At 66.1% G+C, this 22,980-nt stretch carries 25 protein-coding genes; 15 read left to right on the plus strand and 10 right to left on the minus strand.

What is annotated here, in order from left to right; genetic code table 11:
- Positions 1-43 precede the first annotated feature (43 nt).
- Positions 44-1,594: a DUF5666 domain-containing protein gene (locus BUB09_RS07120; RefSeq protein WP_072896112.1), complete on the minus strand. Its 1,551-nt coding sequence runs from the start codon at positions 1,592-1,594 to the stop codon at positions 44-46.
- Positions 1,595-1,810: 216 nt separating this feature from the next.
- On the opposite strand from BUB09_RS07120, the gene BUB09_RS07125 reads away from it, so the two are divergent.
- Positions 1,811-2,752, plus strand: coding sequence for a hypothetical protein (locus tag BUB09_RS07125; protein WP_072896115.1), 942 nt, complete (start codon positions 1,811-1,813; stop codon positions 2,750-2,752).
- A gap of 55 nt (positions 2,753-2,807) precedes the next feature.
- On the opposite strand, the gene BUB09_RS07130 is transcribed toward BUB09_RS07125, so the two are convergent.
- A complete protein-coding gene (locus tag BUB09_RS07130) occupies positions 2,808-3,527 on the minus strand; it encodes an anti-sigma factor family protein (RefSeq protein WP_139250161.1) in 720 nt (239 codons plus the stop codon).
- Positions 3,528-3,596: 69 nt separating this feature from the next.
- A complete protein-coding gene (locus tag BUB09_RS07135; RefSeq protein WP_072896119.1) occupies positions 3,597-4,100 on the minus strand; it encodes an RNA polymerase sigma factor in 504 nt (167 codons plus the stop codon).
- A gap of 83 nt (positions 4,101-4,183) precedes the next feature.
- Here BUB09_RS07135 and BUB09_RS07140 point away from each other — a divergent pair, with 83 nt between their 5' ends.
- From BUB09_RS07140 to BUB09_RS07150, 3 genes are all read left to right on the plus strand, one after another.
- Positions 4,184-5,551 (plus strand): S8 family serine peptidase, encoded by a 1,368-nt coding sequence (locus BUB09_RS07140; protein ID WP_139250163.1) that lies wholly within the window; start codon positions 4,184-4,186, stop codon positions 5,549-5,551.
- A 102-nt stretch (positions 5,552-5,653) separates the two neighbouring features.
- Positions 5,654-8,101 carry a TonB-dependent receptor gene (locus tag BUB09_RS07145; protein ID WP_084083232.1) on the plus strand — a complete coding sequence of 816 codons (2,448 nt, stop codon included), beginning with the start codon at positions 5,654-5,656 and terminating at the stop codon, positions 8,099-8,101.
- Positions 8,098-9,273, plus strand: coding sequence for a GGDEF domain-containing protein (locus BUB09_RS07150; protein ID WP_072896125.1), 1,176 nt, complete (start codon positions 8,098-8,100; stop codon positions 9,271-9,273). Before BUB09_RS07145 ends, BUB09_RS07150 begins: the two co-directional genes overlap by 4 nt.
- Here BUB09_RS07150 and BUB09_RS07155 read toward each other — a convergent pair.
- On the minus strand, positions 9,270-10,691 hold the full coding sequence (locus BUB09_RS07155; protein ID WP_217650256.1) for a hypothetical protein: 1,422 nt from the start codon (positions 10,689-10,691) through the stop codon (positions 9,270-9,272). The two genes, BUB09_RS07150 and BUB09_RS07155, sit on opposite strands and share 4 nt — an antisense overlap.
- A 625-nt stretch (positions 10,692-11,316) precedes the next feature.
- Between BUB09_RS07155 and BUB09_RS07165 the strand changes: the two genes are divergently transcribed.
- The 6 genes from BUB09_RS07165 to BUB09_RS07190 all read left to right on the plus strand — a co-directional run bounded on the left by BUB09_RS07165 (position 11,317) and on the right by BUB09_RS07190 (position 14,792).
- Positions 11,317-12,201, plus strand: coding sequence for an MBL fold metallo-hydrolase (locus tag BUB09_RS07165; protein WP_072896131.1), 885 nt, complete (start codon positions 11,317-11,319; stop codon positions 12,199-12,201).
- Between the two features lie 8 nt (positions 12,202-12,209).
- Complete coding sequence (locus BUB09_RS07170; RefSeq protein WP_436232909.1) at positions 12,210-13,037, plus strand: sulfite exporter TauE/SafE family protein; 828 nt, start codon at positions 12,210-12,212, stop codon at positions 13,035-13,037.
- Positions 13,038-13,108: 71 nt separating this feature from the next.
- Entirely contained in the window at positions 13,109-13,552 is a 444-nt protein-coding gene (locus BUB09_RS07175) for a YeeE/YedE family protein (protein WP_072896135.1), read from the plus strand.
- 1 nt (position 13,553) lies between these two features.
- Positions 13,554-13,991 carry a DUF6691 family protein gene (locus BUB09_RS07180; RefSeq protein ID WP_072896138.1) on the plus strand — a complete coding sequence of 146 codons (438 nt, stop codon included), beginning with the start codon at positions 13,554-13,556 and terminating at the stop codon, positions 13,989-13,991.
- Between the two features lie 3 nt (positions 13,992-13,994).
- A complete protein-coding gene (locus BUB09_RS07185; protein ID WP_072896141.1) occupies positions 13,995-14,387 on the plus strand; it encodes a VOC family protein in 393 nt (130 codons plus the stop codon).
- A 15-nt stretch (positions 14,388-14,402) separates the two neighbouring features.
- A complete protein-coding gene (locus BUB09_RS07190; protein ID WP_072896144.1) occupies positions 14,403-14,792 on the plus strand; it encodes a DUF2306 domain-containing protein in 390 nt (129 codons plus the stop codon).
- A 15-nt stretch (positions 14,793-14,807) separates the two neighbouring features.
- Here the strand turns inward: BUB09_RS07190 and fghA are convergent, their stop codons facing one another.
- From fghA to BUB09_RS07205, 3 genes are all read right to left on the minus strand, one after another.
- A complete protein-coding gene (fghA, locus tag BUB09_RS07195) occupies positions 14,808-15,647 on the minus strand; it encodes an S-formylglutathione hydrolase (protein ID WP_072896147.1) in 840 nt (279 codons plus the stop codon).
- 145 nt (positions 15,648-15,792) lie between these two features.
- Positions 15,793-16,167, minus strand: coding sequence for a hypothetical protein (locus BUB09_RS07200; protein WP_072896150.1), 375 nt, complete (start codon positions 16,165-16,167; stop codon positions 15,793-15,795).
- Positions 16,168-16,250: 83 nt separating this feature from the next.
- Positions 16,251-16,604, minus strand: a complete 354-nt coding sequence (locus BUB09_RS07205; RefSeq protein WP_139250165.1) for a hypothetical protein — start codon at positions 16,602-16,604, stop codon at positions 16,251-16,253.
- Between the two features lie 101 nt (positions 16,605-16,705).
- Between BUB09_RS07205 and BUB09_RS07210 the strand changes: the two genes are divergently transcribed.
- From BUB09_RS07210 to BUB09_RS07220, 3 genes are all read left to right on the plus strand, one after another.
- Positions 16,706-17,641: a LysR family transcriptional regulator gene (locus BUB09_RS07210; RefSeq protein ID WP_084083233.1), complete on the plus strand. Its 936-nt coding sequence runs from the start codon at positions 16,706-16,708 to the stop codon at positions 17,639-17,641.
- Positions 17,642-17,696: 55 nt separating this feature from the next.
- The gene (locus BUB09_RS07215) at positions 17,697-17,984 is read left to right on the plus strand and encodes a coiled-coil domain-containing protein (protein WP_072896155.1); all 288 of its coding nucleotides are present in this window, start codon (positions 17,697-17,699) and stop codon (positions 17,982-17,984) included.
- A 73-nt stretch (positions 17,985-18,057) separates the two neighbouring features.
- A complete protein-coding gene (locus BUB09_RS07220; RefSeq protein ID WP_072896158.1) occupies positions 18,058-18,867 on the plus strand; it encodes a crotonase/enoyl-CoA hydratase family protein in 810 nt (269 codons plus the stop codon).
- 26 nt (positions 18,868-18,893) lie between these two features.
- Here BUB09_RS07220 and BUB09_RS07225 read toward each other — a convergent pair whose 3' ends face one another.
- Positions 18,894-19,454: a phospholipase D family nuclease gene (locus BUB09_RS07225; protein ID WP_072896160.1), complete on the minus strand. Its 561-nt coding sequence runs from the start codon at positions 19,452-19,454 to the stop codon at positions 18,894-18,896.
- A 95-nt stretch (positions 19,455-19,549) separates the two neighbouring features.
- On the opposite strand from BUB09_RS07225, the gene lexA reads away from it, so the two are divergent.
- Positions 19,550-20,209 carry a transcriptional repressor LexA gene (gene lexA, locus BUB09_RS07230; RefSeq protein WP_072896162.1) on the plus strand — a complete coding sequence of 220 codons (660 nt, stop codon included), beginning with the start codon at positions 19,550-19,552 and terminating at the stop codon, positions 20,207-20,209.
- Here the strand turns inward: lexA and BUB09_RS07235 are convergent.
- Positions 20,199-21,035 (minus strand): HAD family hydrolase, encoded by an 837-nt coding sequence (locus BUB09_RS07235; RefSeq protein ID WP_072896164.1) that lies wholly within the window; start codon positions 21,033-21,035, stop codon positions 20,199-20,201. The two genes, lexA and BUB09_RS07235, sit on opposite strands and share 11 nt — an antisense overlap.
- 506 nt (positions 21,036-21,541) lie before the next feature.
- Here BUB09_RS07235 and BUB09_RS07240 point away from each other — a divergent pair.
- Positions 21,542-22,279, plus strand: coding sequence for a DUF2461 domain-containing protein (locus BUB09_RS07240; RefSeq protein WP_072896165.1), 738 nt, complete (start codon positions 21,542-21,544; stop codon positions 22,277-22,279).
- Positions 22,280-22,432: 153 nt separating this feature from the next.
- Here BUB09_RS07240 and BUB09_RS07245 read toward each other — a convergent pair whose 3' ends face one another.
- The gene (locus BUB09_RS07245) at positions 22,433-22,822 is read right to left on the minus strand and encodes an HU family DNA-binding protein (protein ID WP_072896167.1); all 390 of its coding nucleotides are present in this window, start codon (positions 22,820-22,822) and stop codon (positions 22,433-22,435) included.
- Positions 22,823-22,980 lie beyond the last annotated feature (158 nt).

The raw sequence follows: 22,980 nt of genomic DNA on the forward strand, positions 1-22,980 counted from the left end.
GGCCGACGAATCGCGTATGCGTCACGCCGTGCAGTGCGCGCTATCAGCCGCCTTTGCCATCGCCACCCTTGTCGTCGTCGCTGTCATCGCCGCTGTCATCGTCACCATCATCACCGTTGTCGTCGTCGCCATCATCGCCGTCGTCATTGATTTCGAGTTCGACTTCGGTGGCCTTCAGCGTGGTGGGCGAATAGCTGCCCTTGGCCTTGACCTCGGCACCGGCCGTCAGCGCAGCGTAGAACTCGTCCTGCGTGATCACGGCTTCGCCGCGCTGGTAGCGGGCGCTGCTGGCGTCGACCGCGACGCCGATGATGACCAGCTGCTCGGTGACGGCATCGAAGCTGGACACCGGGCCGCGCACTTCGCTGCGGGTTTCCGCATCGTCACGCTCGACGCGGGTGGCCAACACATCACTGCCCGCGATCACGAAGCCGATCTCGACGTAGTCACCCACGCTCAAGCCGGCAAACTGGAAGGTCTTGATCTTGTCGCGATCGTCTTCGTAGATCGTCGAGGTGTTGGTCTTGACCGTGGTGTTGAGCAGCTTGATCGTGCCGGCCGTGGCGTCGACCGCTTCGATCGTGCCGTAGATGCGGCCGTCGCGTCCGCCCCCGTTGCCGCCGTTGACCTTGAACTCGATCTTGCTGGCGACGACCGAGCCATCGGCCTGCACGGCGCCTTCTGCTTCCAGTCGCGCGCCGACGACGATGTCGGCTGCGGTGCCGCGCTCGTAGACGGTGCTGTTGCTGATCGTCACGGTGACACCGTTGACGACGAAGCGGCTGCCATCAACGGAGGACACCAGACCTTCGACTTCGGCCTTGCCGTTGCGGCGGTCGTCACTGACATCGAAGCCCTTGCGGCTCTTGATGCGGCTGGCGCGCAACACGGCATCGGCGCCGACACTGCCGCGCACCTCGACCGACAGGCCGTCGGCCAGCGTCAGGCTCGACGGGTCGAGCGTGGCGTTGGCGTAGTCGACCGTGGTCGTGCCGATCGTGAAGCGCTTCTGCGCCGTATCGAGTGCGGCGACGCTACCGCGCAGACGGGCTTGCGACGTGTTGTCTTCCTTTTCGACGTAGCTGGCTTCCAGCGTGCCATTGGACGCATTCGGATAGCCGCTGACCTCGACGAAGTTGCCGACGGCCAGTGCGTCGAGTCCGGTCAGGTTGCGGAAGATCGTGGCGTCGCTGACGACGACGGTGACACCCAGCGCAACGAAGCGCCGGTTGGCCAGATCGATGCTCTGCACCGGGCCCTTGATTTCGGAGCCGTAGACGACTTCGCTGGCGCTGCGGTTGCCGCGATCATCCAGTGTGCCGGCGATGGTCACGATCTGGCCGACCGACAAGTCGTCCTGGCCGCCGCTGGAGTCGTCGATCTTGAAGGCAGCACTCGACACATCGAAGCGCACGCCGTTGACGATCACGCTGCCGAAGCCGGTGATCGGGCCTGACATCACCACCGGCGTGGTCGTACCGCTCGGCGTCGTTGGCGTACTGCTGGAATCGCTGCCGCCACCGCCGCCGCACGCGGCGATGAAGGCACTGATGCTGGCGGCCGCCAGGCGGGCGCTTTTGCTGATCTGGATCATGGGGTTCTCGGTTGACTGCGCTGTTGCTGCCGGTGCAATCGACGTTCGATCAGCCCGGCTCCTATCCCGACAACGATCCATCCAGCGGTTTATTCCACGCCCGGTACGATTTTCGAAAATAAATAAACTTTCAGCGCGGTCGCGGCGAGCCGCCCGCGGCTGCGTATGATCGGCGCCGCGTCATGACGACAAGACCAATAAAGCGATGGGGGTAGCGTGACAATCGACATCAAGCGTCTGCTGCGATGCGGCATTTGCGGCCTGGCCGCGTCCGGCAGCGCTGTCGGCACCGCGTCGGCTGCGACGGCGCTGCAGCTGACGGCCGGATCGGAGTATTCCAGTGGTCGTTATGGCGGCAGCACGCGCACCGACACGCTGGTCACGCCGATTACCGCGCGGCTGCGCTGGAATCACTGGTCGCTGCGCGCCTCGCTGCCGATCGTCAATCTCAGTGGTCCTGCCGACGTCACGGTGCTGGTCGGCGATGACGGCGGCGGTGACAGTTCCAGCAGTGGTGAGGAGAGCAGCAACAGCGGCTCCGGCTCCAGCGGCAGTGGCAGCGGCAGTGATCCCGATGATGGCGATGACACCGCAGAAGAGATCGAAGAGGAGCTCGAAGACGAGGCCGAGGATATCGAGCGCTTCGACGCCAATCGCAACGTGACCGGGATCGGCGACGCGAGCCTGGCGCTGACCTATTCGTTCAACGACATCGCTGGCAGTGCGTTCTACGTCGACGCCACCGGAAGGGTGAAGTTCGCCACCGGCAGCGAGCGCAAGGGTCTGGGCGTCGGTGCCACCGACTACGCCGCCACCGGTGAGCTGGGCTGGGACTCGGGCCTTTATGGTGCTTATGTCGGAGGGGGCCGCCGATTTCTCGGTGACAACCAGTTGCTCGACCGCGTCGACGGTTGGCAGGCCGGTGGCGGGGCTTGGGTCAACGTGACGCCAGCGGTCGAATTGGGCGCCAATGTCCAGTGGCGCTCGGCTTCGGTACAAGGCGATACCCATCCGGCCTCGGCGGATGGCACGGTGACCGTGCGACTCAGCGATCGCTGGCGCGTGTCCATCGCCGGTGGCGCCGGCCTGTCGGACGGCAGTGCGGATTACTTCGGCGGCCTGACGCTGCTGTGGAACGTGGCCAGCACGCGGCGCTGAGCTGACGGCTTGTGTTGACCGCAGCGGCCGCTGCGGTGCGTCACGGTGCTGCCGATCAGCGCCATTGCCGTTCGATCAGCTGGCGCTCCTGCTCGGGCGCCAGCGCGTCGCCGCCGCCCAGACGATTCATCGCCGAGTCCAGCGCCGCGCTCGCGCCGGCGGGCTGATAGCCGTCGCTGGCGCCGGCCTGCGGTGCCGTTGCGTCCCAGGCGACCACCTGCCAGCCCGTGTCGGTCGCGGCGCGGCAGGCCAGGCCTTCGCCGCCGGCTTGCGCGAACAGCCGGCAATGGCGGCCATCGGCTGCCGCGAAGCTCAACTCGATCCGTGTGGCCCCGGCCACGCCGCTGGGCTGCCGGTCGAGCGCGGCCTGCCAGCCGCTGTCGGCCTGTAGCCAGGGCGCGGTCGCTCCGGCATCACCGCTGTCGTGACGCGTCAGCAGCGCTTGACCGAGCACGATCGCGCCCAGTCCTGCCGCCATCGCCATCACGCTGGCGAGGCGCCGTCGCCGACGCAGCGCCGGACGCGGCATGGTCATGACCGGCGCTGGCGCGCGCCGTGCCGACGCAGTACCGCCCAGAATCAGCGCCGCGAGCGGATCGGCCTCGGCGCTACCCAGCGGCATCGCGGCGCGCAGTCGCGCATCGCTGTCGCTCAGTGCCTGCAGCCGCTCGCGTGCGGCGGCATCGCGCGCCAGTAGCGATTCCAGAGCAGCACGCGCGTCGGCGTCGAGCTCATCGTCCAGGTAGGCACTCAGCGTTTCGTCGGTCGGGTTCATCGGCTTGTCGTCATCCTGAAGTTCATCGTCGTCCAGTCGCAAAAGGCGGTCAGCGCCGGCGGTTGCGAATCAACCGGCGCCGACGCCGACGGCGCGGCCGCCCAAGGCCTCGGCCATCCGGCTGCGCGCCCGTGCCAGCCGGCTCATCACCGTGCCGATCGGTACGCCGATGACGTCGGCGGCTTGCTGGTAGGACAGGCCGTCAAGCACCACCAGCGCCAGCACCGCACGCTGCTCATCGGGCAATGCGCGCATCGCGCGCCGTGCCTCGTCGATCTGCAACTGCTGCAGCGTCACGTCGCGCCCGTCCTCACCGACGACCTGCTCCGCTTCGTCCAGCGGCTCGGCGCGGCGCCGATGGGCGCGCAATTCGTCGCGCCACAGGTTCTGCGCGATCTTGTACAGCCAGCTGTCCATCCGCGTGCCCGGCTGCCATTGGGCGGCGTACAGCAGCGCGCGCTCGACGCTGGCTTGCACCAGATCGTCGGCGTCCGCCGGCGAGCCGCACAGGGCCAGCGCAAACCGTCGCAACCTCGGTAGCAGTTCTACCAGCTCACGCCTGAAATCCGGCATCCGTCTTCACCTTCTTGCATTGCACAACGAACCAGCGGCGGGATTATTCCCCTCGCGGTCCGGTTTATGTAGTGTCGGCGCCGATGACCCGTCCTAGACGCCTTGTTCCCTTGCAGGCCTGCCTGCTGATGGCGCTGCTCGCGCTGCCGGTTTCGGCACGCGACGAGCCGCGCGAAGTCCGTGACAGTCGCGAGTCGCACGAGGTCCGCGACGATCGCGGCGATCGCGACGACCGTTCGGGACGCGATGCCGATCGGGAGCGCGATCGCGATCGCGAGCCGCGCGATGATGACCGCGACGACCGCGATGACCGTGATGACGACCGCAGCGACGACCGCGGGGGTGATTCGGATCGCGGGCGCGGCGAGGACGACGATGCGCTGTCGCGCGACCCGCTGGTCCCGCGCGCCGACGATGTGATCGCCTTCGAGCGAGGCGGCGATGGCCATGAGCATCGCCAGGGCGAAGTGCTGATGGTCGGTGAGGCGGCGGATCTGCTTGGCGTGCAGCAGGGCGGCTACCGCGTGTTCGACCTCCGACCACTGGAGGCACTCGGACTGGTCCAGGCACGCGTTCGGCTTGCTCCGGGCGAGTCGGTGGCCGCTGCGGTCGAGCGGGTACAAGCCTTGGCCCCGCAGGCGGCAGTCGCGCCGAATCATCTGTTTTCCGCGTCGGCGCCCGCGCCAGTCTCGGCCCCATCACCGGCCGGGTCCGCGCCGCGCCGCACCGTGGTGGGCGGGCGCATCGGCATCATCGACACCGGCGCCGAGTTCGCGACCGGTCCGCTGTCTGCCGTGGTGGACGAGGCACGCAGCTTTACCGGTCAGTCTTACTCACCGCGAGAGCACGGCAGCGTCGTGGCGGCCATTGCGGCGGCGCAGGGCTTGAGACTGGGCGTGGCCGACGTGTTCGCGATCGACACGGCGCAGCGCTTGGTTGCACCGACCGACGCGATCGCCAGCGCGGTCGACTGGCTGGTCGGTCGCCGCTACCCGGTCATCAACATCAGCATCGAAGGCCCCGACAACGCGGTGCTGGCGCAAGTCGTGCGGCGCGCCGCCGCTCGCGGTGTCGTGGTGGTGGCAGCGGCCGGCAATGGCGGGCCGGCGGCCGCGCCGGTGTATCCGGCCGCCTACCCCGACGTGGTCGCAGTGACCGCCGTCGACGGCGATGGCCGTGGTTATCGGCGCGCCAACCGCGGACGCTACATCGGGTTTGCAGCGCTCGGCGTCGATGTGCTGAACCCGTTTGATCCAGCGGCGCGGTCGACGGTGTCGGGTACGTCGTTTGCCGCGCCTCGTGTTGCCGCGGAGATCGCGTTGCGGTTATCCGACCAACCGCCGGGCTCGGCGACGGCGGTGTTGGCTGCGTTGAGATCCGAGGCACGCGATCTGGGTGAGCCTGGGCACGACCCGGTGTACGGCTGGGGATGGATCGGCGCCGCCCGCTGACGGCGGTGACCGTACGTCGGCGCGCGCGTCGCGGTGCTCCCCAGCCTGACGCCGTTCGGGAATAATGCCGCGCCCCGACGCGTAGCCTAAAAGACGTCATTGATGACGCTTGACTGGTGTGCTCTCCAGAATGCGATCGCCCGTTATGGCCGGGTTCTGATCGCGGCTGCCTGCTGGCTGCCCTGTGATAGCGGGGCGCAGACGACGGCGGACGAGCTTGATCCTGTCGCGACCGTCGTCGAACTGCCGACCGTGATCGTCACATCGCGTCACAGCCAGGAGCGAGCGCTCGACGTGCCGATCTCGCTGGTGACGCTGTCGGGTGACGACCTGGCGGCCGCCGGATTGAGCTCGGTCACCGATCTGCCGCAGCGGGTGCCGGGCCTGACCGTGGTCTCGGTCAATCCGCGGCTGACGACGTTCTCGATCCGCGGCTTGGGCAGCAGCAGCCAGAACGACGGCATCGAAAGCAGCGTTGGCTTGTTCGTCGACGGCATCTACGCCGGACGTGCCGGCAACTCGGTGTTCGACTTGATCGACCTCGAGCGAATCGAGGTACTGCGCGGCCCGCAGGGCACGCTCTATGGCAAGAACACGACCGCCGGTGCCATTCACGTGGTCACGCGCCTGCCGACGCAATCGTTTGAAGTCCAGGGTGAGTCGCGATTGTCGGAATACGGCGGCGAGCAGTTTCGCGGCACCGTCAGCGGGCCGCTGGTCGACGACGAACTGGCCGCTCGGCTGACCGGCTACAGCACGCGCCGCGACGGCTTGATCGAAAACCGCTTCGACGGTCAAACCTTGAACAACCGTGACAAGGCCGGCGCGCGCGGTCAGTTGCTGTGGACGCCATCAGGGCGGGACCTGGTGGCCAGACTGATCACCGAATACGGTCGCGGCGACGAAAGCTGCTGTGCCTATCCGCTGGTGGCGCCGATTCGTCCCAACGTGACCGTGCGCGACGACTACATGGAATACACCCGCGCCTCATCTGATCCTTTCGATCGCGAGGCCGATTCCGATTTGCCGACGCGGGCCTTCGTCGAGCTCAGCGCCGCCTCGCTGGAGCTGGTGCTGCCGCTGGGCTCGCAGCAGACGCTGACCAGCCTCAGTGGTTGGCGCGACTGGCACTCGGTGCCGCTGAGCGACGACGGTACGTCGCTGCGATTGGCCGCATTCGGCACGGCCAACGGCCAGCAGCAATTCAGCCAGGAGCTGCGGCTGAATCGCGACGACGGCGCGTTCAAGAGCGTGGCAGGCCTCTACTACCTGCACCAGCAGCTGGAAGGTCGCGATCGTGCGGTGCTCGGTGACGAGTTGGTGCAGTGGACGCTCGGCGGTTTGATCCGCGAACGCGTACCGGGCGCAACGCGCCGCGACGTCGGCCTGGCGCTCGACCTGTTGATCCCGCCACGGACGCTCGACGGCATGGTCGTACAGGCGCCCTACTGGCAACACACCGACAGCGTCGCGGGGTTCGCCTCCACGCACTGGCAGGCGCTGGATTCGCTGATCGTCGACCTGGGCTTGCGCTATACGCATGAGTGGAAACTGGCCAACGTCAGCCGCTCGCGCTCCGGCGGCGATGTCGACGCCAGCCCGCTGGCGCTGACCAACAATCTCGACGTGCTCGGCAACTTGATCGGCGTCGATCTGAGCGGTGCCACGTTCAACGGCCTGATCGATGGCTTGGTCGGCGGCGAGTTCAGCCGTCGTGACCGTTACTCGGAAGGCAACGTGTCGGGCAATGTCGCGCTGAATTACACGCTGACGCCACATGCCAGTGTCTACGGGTCGGTGGCACGCGGCTACAAGAGCGGTGGCATCAATCTCGGGGTCACCGGCGAGACGGTCAAGCCGACGTTCAAACCCGAGACGGTCAACGCCTACGAGCTCGGCGCCAAGGCCGACCTGCTGCAACGCCGTCTGTCGCTGTCGGGCGCGCTCTATTACTCGCAGGTCCGCAACTATCAGGCGCTGACGTTCAATGAAGACAAGGCACTGATCCCCGATCCGCGCCAGACCAATCTGCTCAACGTCGGCCGTGTGCGCTTGCGCGGTGTCGAGTTGCAGGCCGACGCCTTGCTTCCGGCCGATCTACGCTTGCGCGCTGCGCTGGCGTACAACGACGCCGTGACGGTCGACTTTCGCAATGCGCCCGACGAAGACACGCGCCGCAACGACCGCGACCTCAGCGGTCGCCAGCTGTACAACGCGCCGCGCTGGAGCGGCAATGTCGGCTTGAGCCACAGCCTGTCGCTGGGGCACTCGCTGGTGCTGGAGTCGGGTGTCGATACGTCGTACCGCAGCGATACATTCGGCAGCGTCGAGCGCGGCCGCTCCAGTCGCATCGAGGGCTACACGCTGACCGATCTGCGCGTCGACGTGCGCAGCGAACGGCAAGGCTGGGTCGTAGGAGCCTGGGTGCGCAACGTGTTCGACGAGCAGTATCTGGCAGCGACGCAGGCGCTGTACGGCGTCGGCGATTACGGCGGTTTTGCCGGTGACCCGCGCATCATCGGCCTGCGTTTCGGCTGGACGCTGCCGTGAATCCGCCGCTCGATCAGCATTTCGACGTGCGCACGGCGCTGGTGATCTGGCTGCTGGTGCAGTTCTCGTTCGGCGTACTGGAGCTGATCATGGCCAGCACCCGGCGCGATACGCCGCTGCTGTTGATGACCAGCCTGTCCGCCTTGATCACCGGCGTCAGCACGCTGCTGCTTGCATTGCGCGGGCTGATTCCCGATGCGCTGAGCATCGGTGTGGCAAACGGCTTGTACTGGCTCGGCCTGTCGATGCTGTGGACTGGCATGCGCTTGTTTTCGCGGCGCCCGGTCCATCTTTGGCTGATCTGGCTGCCGGCGCTGGCCATTGCGCTGGCCTTTACCTTCGTGCCGGCGATCGCCGGCGACTTTCGCATTCGGGTGCAGATCAGCTGCTATTCGCTGGCTTTGATCACCGGCGTGACCGCGTTGGATCTGATCGGTGATCAGCGCCGCGAGCCGCTGGTGGCGCGCCACATCGTGCTGCTGGCGGTGCTGGTGTCGACCTTCGCGCTGCTCGGACAAGGCGTGCTGGCCAGTGTCGTCGGTCCGTCGGCAACCTCGCTGCGAGGCGTGCCCCGGGTGCAGCAGGCATCGGCGATTCTGCTGGTCGTGGTGACGATGCTCTGGCACATCGGCCTGCTGCTGATGATCAGCGAACGCTTGCAAAACCGGCTGTTGCTGTTGGCCGAGCGCGATGGCCTGACCGGAGTGCTCAATCGGGCCGGTTTCGAGCGGCTGGGCCAGCGCCAGGTCGAGCGCTGCCACCGCTCGGGGTCGGCTTCGACCGTGCTGATGATGGATCTGGACTACTTCAAGCAGGTCAATGATCGCTACGGCCACGACATCGGCGATCAAATGCTGCGGCTGTTCGTGCAGACCGTCCGTGGCCTGCTGCGTCCCGGCGACTTGTTCGGCCGTTACGGCGGCGAAGAGTTTTGCGTGCTACTGCCAGCGACCGTTGCCGCCGATGCGGTGGTGATCGGCGAGCGCCTGCGCGAATGCTTCGAGCGCGTCAGCCTGCCGGTCGATCAAGAACGCTCGTTGTCGACGACGGTGACGATCGGTGTCTACACGGTGCCCGGTCACGACCGGTCACTGGCGTCGGCGATGAAGATCGCGGACGCGGCGCTTTACGTCGGCAAGCGCCGCGGCCGCAACTGCGTGGTGCTGGCCTAGCGGCGCAGCTGCGCCGTCTGCATCGTCCGCAGCGGCTGCTGCGGTACCGGCACGAACACCGCTTCGAGCACGTAGGGGTCGTCCAGATGCAGCGGCGTCACGTCGGCCGGTGCGTGGTGCCCCGTTTGGCGCGGCACTTCGGGTCGCGCTGCACGGGCCGTCGTCGCCAGCGTGCCGTCCGGTCCGAACAAGCTGCGCGTATTGCCGTCAGCCAGCGGCAGTGCGTACAGATCCTCGTAGGCCCGCAGTTCGTATTCACCGGTCTTGGCCGACGCGGCTTGCGCGGCGGGCACAACGCGACGCAGCTGGTGGTCGCCGCTGGCCACGCGCAGCGTGGCGCCGGTGGCCGGCGCCAGTTCCGGCGCGACGTACAGTTGGCCGCTGGCGAGCCGATCGGGTTGCGGGCTCAGCGGCTGTACCGGATACCAGCGATGGTCCTGGCCCGACGCACGCAAGCTGTCGTAGCTGAGCACCTTCATCGCCGCGTCCAGCGTCACCCGCCAGATCAGTCCTTCCAGCGGCGCGGGCGCCGACGCAGCGGCCTTGAACCAGGCCACGTAGGTGATCTGCACCAGCGTGGCGCCGCCAAAGCGCGTGTAGCCGATCTGGTAATAGACCGGCGATTGACCCGTGTCGGCGCCCAAGCCCTGAGGCAGATAGGCCGGTGCCGCCGGCAGATCCTGTTCGCTGGCGGTTTCGATCCACAGTCGCGGTGCATGGCGCTCGGCCAGCGCCCGCCACGCCGAATTGGTCATCGACGGATACTGCAGCACGTTCAGTTCGACGGCCTGCGGGAGCTGGTCGAGCAGACGCAGATCTTCGACGGGCTTGGGCGCCCACAGGCGCATCGATGTACCGGCCGGTAAAGCCTGCAACGGTGCCAGATAGTCGCGCTGCCACTGGGCTGGATCGAACGCGGCTTCGGTGACGGCCGCAGGTTGGTCGGCGGGCTTGACCGCCGCTTGCAGCTTGGCCCAGTTGGCATCGTCCGCCAGTTCGATCGCGGCCAGCACCCGGCCGCAGTCGGCCAACCGCGCGCGCAGGTCGGCGCGCTGCGGATTGGGGATGCCCAGATTCATCAGTTCGTAGTCGCGCGCCTCTTCTTCCAGTTCGCGCATGCGCCGCGTCCATTCCCAAACGTCATCGACGCCGCTCACTTGGTCGCGGAACGACGCCAGCATCCGGTCGGTGCGCAGATACGCAAAGCCGGGCACGACGTGAAACGACGCTTCGCGCACGCCGGCCTCTGCAATCCGCGCTTCGATCGCGTCGAACTCGCTGCGGCAGGTGCTGAAGTTTTTGAAGAAGCCGGTGAACGGCGACGCAGGTGCCGGCGATGGCGATGGTGCCGTTGTCGTGGCGACCGTGCTGCAGGCGCTGACCAGCAACGCGGCCGACAGGCTGAAGACGCGACGCACTGCCGCACCGCTCACACACTGGAACATGGATCTCCCCCGCAACGATCGAAGTTGCACGCTAGCGGTTCACAGCCCGAGCCGGCCCCACCCGTTGGTATGGTCTGCGGCGCAAGATTTCGTGCTGCGCTGCGGCATTACCGGCGGTATTGCTGCGGTTCGTGTGCCACTGGTCAGCGGGCTCGGCCATCGCGCGTGACGGCAGATATCGCGGGCTGATGCTGCCAAGAAGCTGCCACAGCGCCGCCATAGTGCTGCCACGTGGCAGAATCGGCGCGCCCTGACGGGCGCCGATGTCATCACCGCGGTTGCCCATGCCGTCAAAACCTGTTTAGAAACGCTAGCTTGTTCTGAATGTGACGATCTGATCGCCTTGGCATGCGGTTTGACTGCAAAGCATGCCCCCTTCGTGATGCAAGACCGCGATGCCACTTGCCGGGCTGGCCGAACCGGTCTGCGTTGTCTCTGAGCGGCGTCCCGAGCGCGTCGATTTCGCCGGTCGAGGCGTCCTCAGGGCTCGCTTCGATGGCCGCAGGCCGACGCACTGCAATTGGTGGCTGAAGAAGCCGACGCCCAAGCCCGAGTGGGTCGGCTGATTACCGCTGGTTTTTCTGCTGGATACCTCACGATGAATTCGAACCCGAAGATGCAGATTGAAGCCTATTTCGACGAGGCGACCTCCACGGTCAGCTACATCGTCGTGGACTCGCAGACGATGCAGTGCGCTGTCATCGACAGCGTGCTCGACTACGACCCCAAATCAGGCCGCACGTCGACGACGTCGGCCGATCGACTGATGGCGCGCGTCAAGGCGCTGGGCGCCACGGTGTCGTGGCACCTGGAGACGCATGTGCACGCCGACCATCTGTCGGCCGCCTCGTACCTGCGCCAACATCTCGGTGGCCATATCGCGATCGGCGCTCAGATCCGGACCGTGCAGAAAGTATTCGGCACGCTGTTCAATGCCGGTGAGGAATTCGCCCGCGACGGTCGTCAATTCAACCGGTTGTTCGATGACGGCGATACGTTCGCGATCGGCTCGCTGCAAGGCCGCGTGATTCACACGCCCGGGCACACGCCGGCCTGCCTGACCTACGTGATCGGTGATGGGCGCGAGCAGGCCGCGTTCGTCGGCGATACCTTGTTCATGCCCGATTACGGCACCGCACGCTGCGACTTTCCCGGTGGTGATGCGCGAACGCTGTATCGGTCGATCAATCGAGTGCTGAGTCTGCCGCCGGAGACGCCGTTGTACTTGTGTCATGACTATCGTCCCGGTGGCCGCGAGCTGCGTTATGTGACGACCGTGGCCGAGCAACGCGCGCACAACATCCATGTTCGCGACGGCATCAGCGAAGACGCCTTCGTGACGATGCGCACGACTCGCGACGCGACGCTCGACATGCCGACGCTGATCCTGCCGTCGGTGCAGATCAACATGCGGGCGGGCGAACTGCCGCCGGCCGAAGACAACGGCATGCGGTACCTGAAGATTCCGTTGAACGCGCTGTGATCGCCGCGCTGCTGTCTGCCGACGCGCTGCCGCTGATGCTCGGCGCCATCATCGGCTTGATCTTGGCGCTGACCGGCGCCGGCGGCGGCATTCTGGCGGTTCCTCTGCTGGTGTTCGCGCTGCACTTGCCGCTGCAGCAGGCCGCGCCGACCGCATTGCTCGCGGTCGGCCTGTCGGCGCTGCTGGGCGCCGGCCTGGCCCATCGCGACGGGCTTTTGCGCTACCGCGCAGCCGCGATGATCGGTGTCGCTGGTGTGCTGACGGCGCCGCTGGGCGTGGCGCTGGCGCATCGGCTGCCAGACCGCCCGCTGCTGGCCGCATTCGCTCTGGTGCTGGGTTATGCCTCGCTGCGCACCTGGCGCAGTGCAGCGCCTCGCGCCGCTGATGTCGCGCGTGTCGAGCTGCCGCCGCTGCCGTGCGTGATCAATCCCGGCGAGGGGCGTCTACGCTGGACCTTGCCGTGTGCACGCGCGTTGGCCGGCATCGGCGCGCTCGCGGGCGTGCTCAGCGGACTGCTTGGCGTCGGCGGCGGCTTTGTGATCGTGCCGGCGCTGCGCCGCTACACCGACATCGCGCAGCACAGCGTCGTCGCCACGTCCTTGGGGGTCATCGCGCTGGTGTCGGCGGGCGGTGTCGTGTCGGCGACCGTGGTGGGCAGCCTGCCATGGGCGCTGGCGCTGCCGTTTGCCATTGGGGCCTTGCTGGGTTTGCTGCTGGGCCGGCGGCTCGCCTCACGGTTGCCGGGGCCGCGTTTGCAGCAGGCGTTTGCCATTGTCGGTGGCCTGGTGATGATGTTGCTGCTGGCTCGCGCCGGCGGCATCTTGCCGACGACTTGACGCCCTTGGCGCGCTGCCGCGCGCCGGGGTCGTCGGATCGATTTCTAATTACAACGGGAGAAGTAAACACGATGACCATCGACTGGGTGTCGTTCACGCCATGGGCTGCGCTGTCGGGAGGGCTGCTGATCGGCTCGGCGGCTGCGGTGTTTCTGCTGTTCAACGGCCGCATCGCCGGCATCAGCGGCGTCATTGGCGGCTTGTTGAAACCATCCGCTGGTGGCATCGGCTGGCGCATCGCATTTGCGGCGGGCTTGCTCGCGGCGCCGCTGCTGTATCGGGCTAGCGTCGGCATGCCCGATATACGGATCGATGCCGGCACGCCGCTGCTGATCGCGGCCGGCCTGATCGTCGGCATCGGCACACGCTACGGTTCGGGTTGCACCAGCGGTCATGGCGTCTGCGGTCTGTCGCGGCTGTCGACGCGTTCGATGGTCGCGGTGCCGGTGTTCATGATGGCCGGCTTCGCGACCGTGTACGTCGTACGCCATCTGCTGCCGCTGTCCGGAGCTTGAAATGGGCGCTCTGATCAGTTCATTCATCGCGGGCCTGATATTCGGTGTCGGGCTGTTGGTGTCGGGCATGGCCAACCCGGCCAAAGTGCTCGGCTTTCTCGATCTCGCCGGCGCTTGGGACCCTTCGCTGGCGCTGGTCATGGGCGGTGCCATCTGCGTGGCCAGCGTCGCATTCGCGTTCATCATTCGGCGTGGTCGCACGCTATCCGGCGCACCGTTGCAGTTGCCGACGGCGACGCAGATCGATCGCCGTCTGGTGGTGGGCAGCCTGATGTTCGGCGTGGGTTGGGGCTTGGCGGGCTTCTGCCCAGGGCCGGCGATCGTTGCCGTCGGCTTGATGCAGACCAAGGCGGTGATCTTCACGCTGGCGATGCTGGCCGGCATGGCGATCTTCGAATGGCTCGACGCGCGCCGCGCGGCCGCCATCCGCGGGCGCTGACCGATGCCCGGTCCCGCGCGCGCTGGCGCGCTGATCTACGCCCATGATCTGCAGCGGATGTCGGTGTTCTACCAGGCCGTGCTCGGCTTGCAGGTGCTGACCGCCGACGATCAGCATCAGGTGCTGGAATCCGCCGATACTCAGCTGATCCTGCATGCGATCCCCGCTGCGATTGCGGCCACCTTTACGATCGATCGGCCGCCAGCGATACGCGAGGAGCAGGCGATCAAACTGTTCTTCTCGGTGGATTCGCTGGCCGATGCCGGCAAGACGGCGGACCGGCTCGGTGGCGGCTTGATCGGTCCCGAGTACGCCGGGCCGGGCTTTGTCCTTCGCAATGCTTACGACCCCGAAGGCAATGTGCTGCAATTGCGGCAATGGGGCGGAGGCCCCTGACGGGACGGGGGTCCAATGACGTATCTGACGCTGGCCTATCTGCATCTGGCGACCGTGCTACCGGCATTCGTCATCGGAACTTGGCAGTTGCTGCGTCCCAAGGGCACACCCGTGCATCGTGTCGTTGGCCACGTCTACTTGCTGCTGATGCTGGCCACGGCGCTGATCGCGCTGCTGATGCCGGCGCAAGTGGGCCCGCGGTGGCTCGGCCACTTTGGATTTATTCACTTGTTCTCGCTGATGGTGTTCATCAGCGTGCCGCGTTCATACCGTGCCGCGCGACGCGGCGACATTCGCCGCCACCGCGACAGCATGATCGGCGTCTATGTCGGTGGTTTGCTGATCGCCGGTGGCTTCGCGCTGATGCCGGGCCGCTTGCTGCATCAGTGGCTGTTCGGCGGCTGACTCGCGATCGGCGGGTCAGCGCGCCAGCAGAATCGATGCGTGATGACGCAAGTGATCGTCGATGAAGCTCTGAATGAACCAGTAGCTGTGGTCGTAGCCCGCATGCTGGCGCAGCGTCAGCGCTTGGCCTGAGGCATCCGCGGCCGCTTGCAGCGCATCGGGATGCAGTTGGCTGGCGAGAAACTGATCCGCCAAGCCTTGGTCGACCAGGATCGGTCCCGGATACGGCTGCTGCCGCATCAGCTCGCAAGCATCCCACTGCACCCATGCGCTGCGGTCTTCGCCCAAGTAGCGGCTGAACGCTTTCTCGCCCCACGGCACGGCCACCGGATTGGCGATCGGCGCGAACGCCGACACCGACTGCCAGCGCTGCGGATGGCGCAAGGCATTGACCAGCGCGCCATGGCCGCCCATCGAATGACCGAACAAGCCTCGGCGGTCACCGCGCGCCGGAAACTGCGATTCGATCAGCGCTGGCAGTTCGACGTTGATGTACTGGCTCATCCGGTAGTGCGCCGCCCAGGGCGCTTGCGTGGCGTCGAGATAGAAGCCGGCGCCGACGCCGAAATCCCAGGATTCCGCATCGCCGGGCAGATTCAATCCGCGCGGGCTGGTGTCGCAGGCCACCAGCATCAGGCCCAGTTCGGCTGCAAGGCGCTGCGCACCGGCCTTGATGACGAAGGTTTCTTCGGTGCAGGTCAGGCCGGCGAGGAAGTACAGCGCCGGAACCGGCGCCTGCGCCGCTTGAGGCGGCACGAACACGGCGAAGCCCATCTCGGTGCCGGTGCTGCTGGAGGCGTGGCGGTAGTAGCCGAGCTGGCCACCATGACAAAGCGACACACTGCGGGTTTGCATGCGGCGAGACTCGTTCGAAGCGTCAGGCCGCTTACGGTATCGACGCCGCAGCGCAGCGACAAGCAAAAAAAACCGCCGTCGCGAGGCATCGGCAACGGCGGGTGGGAGGAATAAAAGGGACGCCAGTGCAGCAGCGTCAATACCGTCACGCGGGCAGCGTGATTGGAGGGAAGGGGTGGCGTCGCCGCGCAGCGCGGCAGTGCTGCCGGACGTCGCGGCGCAAGCGGACGAAAGCCGCACGCAGCGCTTGATATGCGTCGGCGCCCAGCCCTGAGCGCATGACGACGGCGCCGGACGGCCCGCGCATCGCGATCAGGCAGCAGAGGCTCAGGCCGCCGTGCAAGGCGCTGTCGACCTCGAACAAGCGAATGCGAGCGTTGCGCAGCAGGTGGCCGTAGTCGGCCTCGAACGCTGCCGCCTCGCGCCGCGCCAGTGCGGTCAGGCTTGGGTCGACGCTCAAGCCGCGGGCCTGCAGGTCAATCGACATCGTGGAAGGGGTCTGGTCGTGGAGCCAGCTCATCGTGTCCGAGTCCTGATGCAAGGCAAAGCAGATAAATGCGCAGTTGGAATCAGGCGTTTCCTGAAAAGCGAATCGGCACGGTTTCAGTGGATTGCAAGCCCGATACGCGCCGGCGCCGAGCCGTCGTCATTGCGCCTCGCCATCATGTCGCGCAGATTGGCGAATGCGATCCGCAAGGCGATCCGCAAGTCGTGGCTGATCGCCGATGCGATCAGAGGGCCGATCCCGGGTTGATGGATCGTCAGCATGCAGCACCGATTCGGTTGATCGGGATGCGCGCCGGGCACGTTGAGCAGACGGACTTGGAGTCGCGCTGCAAGCGCGCCATAGTCATGTTCCAGAGCACGAGTTTCACGCCGCAGCATGGTCTCGACTTCGGAGCTGATCTGCAGGCTCCGGGTTTGCAGGTCGTTCTGGATCATCTGGTGCGGATTCATCGTCATCTCCTGATCACGTCGCGTTGTGAGCTTGATGATCGGCCGCTTCGCTATCGCAATAAAGCAGAAATAAAAGCAGGTTTAATCAGGTAAAACGGGATATGAGCGAACAAGCACTGCGCCGCCTCAACTTTCGCCACCTGCGCTATTTCATGGTCGTTGCCAGTACCGGCTCGGTGACGGCGGCGGCCGCGCGTCTGCATGTGGCGCCGCAGACCGTCAGCGCGCAGGTGCTGGCACTGGAGCAGGCTTTCGGGCGTCCGCTGTTTGCGCGGGTGGGCAAACGTCTTGCGCTGAACGTCGATGGAGAGGCCGCGCTCGAGTATGCGCAAGCGATTTTTTCGCTCGGCGAGGAGCTGGGCGACCTGCTCAGCGGCCGCGGTGAGCCACGGCGCCAGCGCTTGCGCGTCGGACTGACCGACAGCATCCCGAAGATGATGGCGCTCAAGCTGCTGGAACCGGCGGTGTTCCGCAAAAGTCCGGCATTGGAGCTCAGCTGTGTCGAAGGCGGATTGAACGAACTGGTCGGACGCGCGCTCGATCACCAACTCGACGCCGTACTGGCCGACCAGCCGCTGCCGCCTGAGCTGTCGCGCTCGCTGCGCGACTACGAGCTGGCGCGGCCGGGCTTGAGTTTCGTTGCCACGCCCGAGCTGGTGGATCGCCATCGCGGCCGCTTCCCTCAGCGGCTCGATGGCATGCCGTTTCTGTCATGGTCGTCGGACTCGTCGATCAACCTGTCGTTGCAGCAATGGTTCGCGCGCCACGAGGTGCGCCCCGAGATCGTCGGTCGCTTCGACGACAGCGCCTTGATGAAGGCGTTCGCCGGTCGCGGACTGGGCGCGATCGCGGTGCCGACACTGGTCGAGCGCGATGCCTGCCGTCAGTACGGGCTCAAGCCGCTGGGCCGCACCGAGGAACTGCATCACCCGGTCTATCTGCTGGTGCCGACGCGGCTGCGCTTGCATCCGCTGGTCGAACTGCTGATCGCCGGCAAGAGCGGCGCGCCCTCAAGCGGTTCGCGGCGCAAGACTTAGCCGAGCGGCGTCGGGCCCGCTACGATGGGGGCGCCATTTCACACCAGTGACGACGATGAGCGCAGCCGACGACGCCCGGGTCGAAGCCTTGCAGCAGGAAGTCGCGAGGCTGATGCAGCGCATTGACGAGTTGGAGCGGGCCGCCGGCTTGGGCGCGCCGACGCATCGACACCTGAAGCGCGGCAGCGTCTATGCGCAGCTCGGGCTGGGCCAGGTGCAATCGAGTCGACCGATCGTCGAAGGCGACGTGCTGACGATCTATCGTGCTGAGAACGGCAGCTTGTGGGCTCGGCCTGAGCAGGAATTCAACGACGGCCGGTTCAAGCCGCTGGAACCGAGCTGATTGCTCCGCCGGTGGTGGTGCTGCCGGTCGCTCGCTGGCAGCATCGCGTGATGGCCGGCCCTGCGTACCCGATATGAGCTCTCCCTGTTTTGTTCACTACCAGCGTCACGGTGCGATTGCGCAGTTGACGCTCGATCGCCCTGATACGCACAACGCGATCGCGACCCGGCAGGACTGCGCCGACCTGATCGCCGCCGTCCAGCGTGCTCAGGACGAGCCTGGCGTGTCCTGTCTACTGCTGACCGGCCGTGGTCGTTCGTTTTGCGCGGGCGGCAATCTGAAGGCGATGAAAGATCGCAACGGCATTGGGCCGCTCGATTCGGTGGCGGCGACGCGGCGCAACTACAAAGACGGCGTGCAGGCGGTGATTCGCGCACTGTGGGACTGCGAGTTGCCGATGGTCGCCGCCATCAACGGGCATGCGATCGGCCTGGGCTTGGATCTCGCCTGCCTGTGCGACATCCGCGTCGCGGCCGACACGGCGACGTTCGCATCGAGCTTCATCAAGCTCGGCATCATTCCGGGCGATGGCGGCGCATGGATCCTGCCGCGCATCGTCGGCTTGTCGAAAGCCTCCGAGATGATCCTGACCGGGCAGACGCTGGACGCGACCGAGGCACTGGCCTGCGGCATCGTGTCGCGCGTGGTTGCACCGGATGCGCTGTTGCCGACGGCCATCGCGCTGGCCGAGGCCGTCACCGCCAATCCGGCCAAGGCTCTGCGCTTGGCCAAGCGACTGCTGCGCGAGGGACAGCAGCAAGGACTGCGCGAGGTGTTGGAGTTATCGGCCGCGTTTCAGGCGCTGGCCCACGAAAGCGCCGATCACGCCGAAGCGGTCGATGCGTTTCTGCAAAAGCGGCCGCCGCGCTTCACCGGCGACTGATCAGCGGCTGAACGCGGCCAGCGGCGCTAGTTGCGGCGAGGAAGCGGCTCGGATTCACGCCACAAGCGCTGCCATTCGGATTCGTATTCCTGCGCGAACGGCGCGTGATTGCGCACGACGATCACATTTTCGGCGTTGGCCCGCGATGCGGCTTCGGTGTAGTTGAACGAGCCGGTCTGCACCGTCTGCGAGTCCACCACCATGAACTTGTTGTGCATCGTCGAGTACTCGCTGTCGATGCGGACCGCGATGTCGGAATTGGCCAGATACTGCGCGCTGCCGGCGCTGCGATTGAGCGTGTCCTTGTCGAGCACGGCCTTGACGTCAACGCCGCGACGACGGGCGTCGACCAAGGCCTGCGCGATCGGCCGCGACGTCAGGTAGTACGCCGCCAGCCGGATGCTCTGCCGCGCCGAGTCGATCGTCTCGATCACCAGCGCTTCGGCCGTGGTGCCGGCGATGCCCGGCGAGAACGCGGCTGCGACTTCGGCAGCCTGTGCACTGCCGGGCTGGGCCATCACGGCGGCAGCGACCAGCCAGATCGGGGCAAACGGAGCGGACAACAACTTCGAGCGCTTGGATTTCATCGTCGGGGCTTTCGGGTCGTGCGGTAGGGAGGCGTTTGCAACGGCGCCTGATGGAACTTACATTAATGTAACCCCGCCCATAATGTAAGCCCCCTATGAGCTTGCCGCCGCTGACCGAGCAACAGACCAAGGTGCTGGCTTTTCTGCAGCGTCATATCGAGCAGAACGGTCGTCCGCCGACGCAAAGCGAGATCGCGGACCGCTTCAAGTTCAGCCGCATCGCCGCGCGCGATCACCTGCTGGCGCTGATCGACAAGGGCTATGTGCAGAGCGAAGAGGGCACCGCGCGCGGCTTGCGCATCGTCCACGAAACGCTGGCGGCGCTGCCGGCGAACCGGCTGCCGGTCATCGGCCGCATCGCCGCCGGCACGCCGGTGATGAGCGACGAAAACGTCGAGGAATTCCTGACCGTCGAGCCGACGCTGTTTCGGCCGCGTGCGCAGTTCCTGCGCCGCGTCGAAGGCTGGTCGATGCAAAACGCCAACATCTTCGACGGCGATCTGGTCGGCATCCATCAGACCCACGAAGCTCACAGCCGACAGATCGTCGCCGTGCGCATCGTCGATCCGGTCACCGGCGATCTGACGATGACGCTGAAGCGCTATACCAAGCAGGGCAAGTACGTGGTGCTGCTGTCCGAGAACGACGACCAGGATCGCTATGCGCCGATCCGTATCGATCCCGAGCAGACCGAGTTTGCGATCGAGGGCTTGTATGCCGGCCTGATCCGGCCGGCCGGCGGCGTCATGCCGTAAGCGGGGGTACGCGGTCGGTACGGCTTGCGCCGCCGGCAGCGTCCACGCGCTCTGCCAGATCGGCCAGCGAGGCGATCACGGCCTCGGGCTGGTGCGGATGGCGCGGCGTATTCGGGAAGATTTTCTGCAGCCAGGCATCATCCCAGCCCACGCCGTTGTAGAACACCGGCGTGACGCCGGCTGTTGCGCCGGCGACGATATCCGACACGCTGTCGCCAACATACCAACAGTGCGCGTCGGTCGGTTCACCGAGTTGCTGCAACGCGCTGAGAATCAGGTCGGGGAACGGCTTGCGCCGCGGTACCTCATCGCCGCAAACCATCACGTCGAACAGGTCGTGCCAGCCGGTGGCATCCACCGTGTAGATTTCGTGGGCCATGAAGCGACGGGCGCGGTTGGACAGCACGCCGAGCTTGATGCCACGAGCGCGCAACCCAAGCAGCTGCTGGCGCGCGTCGGGCTCGAGCACGCGAACGGCGCCGAAATGCCGCTCGTACAGCGCGTCGAACTCGCGATGCGCGATCTGCTTGGCTTCTTCGTCGGCTCCGAACAGCAGTTCGAAGATATCGGTACGCGAGATGCGCCGCTCCGTTTTGATCTTGGGGTGCAGGCTGGTGTGCTGCCGCACGTACTGCACGAGGCGCTCATCTTCGGCCGTCTTGGATTCGCCTGGCGGTACCAGGCGATTCAGCAGGCCGAGCGGCCCCAGGCGTGGCAACACATCGTCGAGGGCGTAGTACATCGCGTCCATCGTATCGACCAGCGTTGCATGCCAGTCGAACAGCAGCACACGGGGTCGTGGCAACCGTATCGGCATCGGTCTCATCGGCGTTCTCCTTCCAGCGGCGCCTGTCGTCGTTCGTGCTCGAACTGGATATCGCGGCGATGCGCCGCCATGCAAGAGCCGGCACGGACGGCGAACCCAAAAAGAAATGCCCCGTGAGCCAGGGGTGGGACTCACGGGGCACAGGTTCCGGCTCGGGGGAAGCCGGACCCGCCCAGGGAGAGAGGCGGGGAATGTGGAAAGGGAGAAACCACATTCACGGTGTTGGAGGCCGGTCGGCTCGAATAGTTCAGTGGCATCGTCAGAAACTTTTTGCCGACCTTGGCCATGCGTTCGACAGACGTCGTTTATCCCAGTGGAAACAAACGATTGCGCGGCTATGGCCGAAAGCCCGCCAGAGTTGAAAGCGGGCACGCCGTTGCGGGCACGGCCCGATCACATTTGCCGATCGCGATCGCAGCGGTCTGATGTCGCGGGGTATTGCCGGCCGCGGTCGCGTGGCCGATGCTCGCGCCCGGCCATCAACGCGCCGTCGCTCGACTCCTCGCATGCCTTCCGCCAAGTCCACGCCGTACTTCACGCCGCAATCGCTGCGATTTCTGACCGAGCTGTCGCGCAACAACAACCGCGAGTGGTTCACCGAACACAAGGCGCAGTACGAGGCCTCGCTGCGCGAGCCCAGCCTGCGGCTGATCGCCGACATGGCCGAACCGCTGGCGACGATTTCGCCGCAGCTACGGGCCGAGCCGAAGCGGGTTGGCGGCTCGCTATTCCGCATTCACCGCGACGTGCGCTTTTCGGGCGACAAGAGTCCTTACAAGCGCCACGTCGGCATTACCTTCTTTCATGCGGCAACGCGCGCCGTGGCACGCTCGGAAGGCAGCAATGCGTCGATGGGGCGGCTCGATGCCCCGGTGTTGTACTTGCACATCCAGCCAGGCGCCAGCTTCGTTGGCGGTGGCATCTGGCATCCCCAGCCCGACACACTGAAGCTGATCCGCGACTACCTGCTGAACAATCCGCGCAGCTGGAAGGACGCCACTCGCAAGCCAGGCCTGCCCGATCCCTGGCATTTGGACGGCGAGGCACTGACGCGGCCGCCGCGCGGCTACGACCCGGCGCATGAACTGATCGACGATCTGAAGCGCAAGGACTTCATTGCCAGCCGCGCGCTGAGCGATGACGAGGTGATGGCGCCGGATCTGGTCAAGCGCCTGACGCGGCACTACGAGCAGATCGCGCCGTTGTACGACTGGCTGTGCGGCGCGCTCGATCTGGACTTCTAGGCGGCAATACGAGGGTGCGCTGCCGTTGCTTCGTGCGCGGCACGGATGCCGAGCACTGAAAACACAGAGGGCATGGCGAAGTCCGTAGACCCGGCCATGCCCTCATCGTGGATGCTGCGATGGCAGCATCCAGTCAAGGCTTTTGCGGCGCGATTAGAGCGCAGCGTCCTTGAGCTTCTTCAGCGGCCGCACCTTGACCTTCACCGAGGCGGGCTTGGCGGCGAACACCTGCTCTTCCTTGGTGAACGGGTTGATGCCCTTGCGCTTGGGCTTGGCCGGCACCGAAACGGCGGTGATCTTCAGCAGGCCCGGCAGCGTGAACGAGCGCGCGCCCTTCTTGCTGATCGACGAATGCACGGCGGTTTCCAGCGCGGCCAGCACCGAGCGCACTTCCTTGCCGGCGAGGCCGGTGGCTTCGGCCAGATGCGCGACCAGGCCGGTCTTGCTCATCGTTTCCTTGATCGGCTTGGCGGCGGCCGGCTTGGCAGCCGACTTGGCGGCCTTGGCAGGAGCCTTCTTCTTCACGGCTTTCTTCGTGCTCATGGGGTGATGTCGTCCTCGATGCGTGGGTTTATATGCCGATCTGAGCCGCGTTTTGGCGTCGGCAGCGTGGAATGTAGGGCAAGCGCGAGCGCGCGCCAAGCCCGCCGAGCGAAAATCAGGCGGTTTTTAGCGGGTTTTTGTAAAAACTCCGGCATTCC

The organism is Hydrocarboniphaga daqingensis, from assembly GCF_900129825.1.
GTDB lineage: Bacteria > Pseudomonadota > Gammaproteobacteria > Nevskiales > Nevskiaceae > Hydrocarboniphaga > Hydrocarboniphaga daqingensis.